Annotated in this window: 1 protein-coding gene; it reads left to right on the top strand. The window is 64.9% G+C overall.

Translation table 11 applies throughout. The features are described 5' to 3' along the window. Positions 1-888: aminotransferase class III-fold pyridoxal phosphate-dependent enzyme (locus OP495_RS18930; RefSeq protein WP_280571187.1), on the top strand; the 888-nt coding region annotated here is incomplete at its 5' end. Positions 889-993: the final 105 nt, after the last annotated feature.

The following is a 993-nucleotide window of genomic DNA, read 5'->3' as shown; positions in this document are numbered from 1 at the left end:
GCCTACCACGGCGATACCGCCGGCTGCATGGCGGTATGTGATCCCGAGGAAGGCATGCATTCGCTGTTCGCGGGCTTCCTGCCGCAGCATTACTTCGCTCCGGCGCCCACGGCCAGCTTCGAGGCCGGCGAGGATGAGGTTCAAGCCGACCTCGACGCCCTGCGCGGCGTGCTGGGGGCCCATCACGAGGAGATTGGTGCATTGCTGATGGAACCACTGCTGCAGGCGGCCGGCGGGCTCAACATGATCTCTCCCCACTACCTGCGCGGCGCCCGGGCACTGTGCGACGAATTCGACGTGCTGCTGATCTTCGACGAGGTGGCCACCGGCTTCGGCCGCACCGGCAAGATGTTCGCCGCCGACCACGCCGACGTGACGCCGGACATCATGGTGCTCTCCAAGGGGCTCACCGGCGGCTATCTGGGCCACGCCGCGACGCTGGCCACCGATCGCGTGCACGACGCCTTCATAGGCGACAGCGAGCTGCACGCCTTCATGCACGGCCCCACTTTCATGGGCAACCCGCTGGCCTGTCGCGTCGCACTGGAGAGCCTGGCAGTGTTCGAGGAGGACGACTACCTGGGCCGTATTCAGGCGCTCAACGACGTGCTGTGCGAGGAACTGCTCGACGATGCGGAGCTGCGCGCGCACCCGGACGTGGCCGACGTGCGCGTACTGGGTGCCACCGCAGTGATCGAAGTCCACGATGCCGAAACCCTCGAAGGCGTGGCCGGGTTCGCCCGACGCCAGGGCGTATGGCTGCGTCCCTTCGGCCACTGGCTGTACACCATGCCGGCCTACATCACTTCGAGTAACGACTTGCGCCGCATCACCGATGTCATGAAGCATTGGTTTACCGCACGTCACGTCCCCTCGACCTCACAGTGAAGTCGTGGCTCACTCCATGAAGACGCGGATTACGTCTTGGCCCATCGGCAATGTTAACCTATCGAGCTCATGTGCCCTTTCATTCATCGGCACCGCGCATTCCGC

Origin of the sequence: Chromohalobacter sp. 296-RDG (genome assembly GCF_029889885.1) — a bacterium.
GTDB lineage: Bacteria > Pseudomonadota > Gammaproteobacteria > Pseudomonadales > Halomonadaceae > Chromohalobacter.
This window is presented reverse-complemented; position numbering and strand designations above follow the sequence as displayed.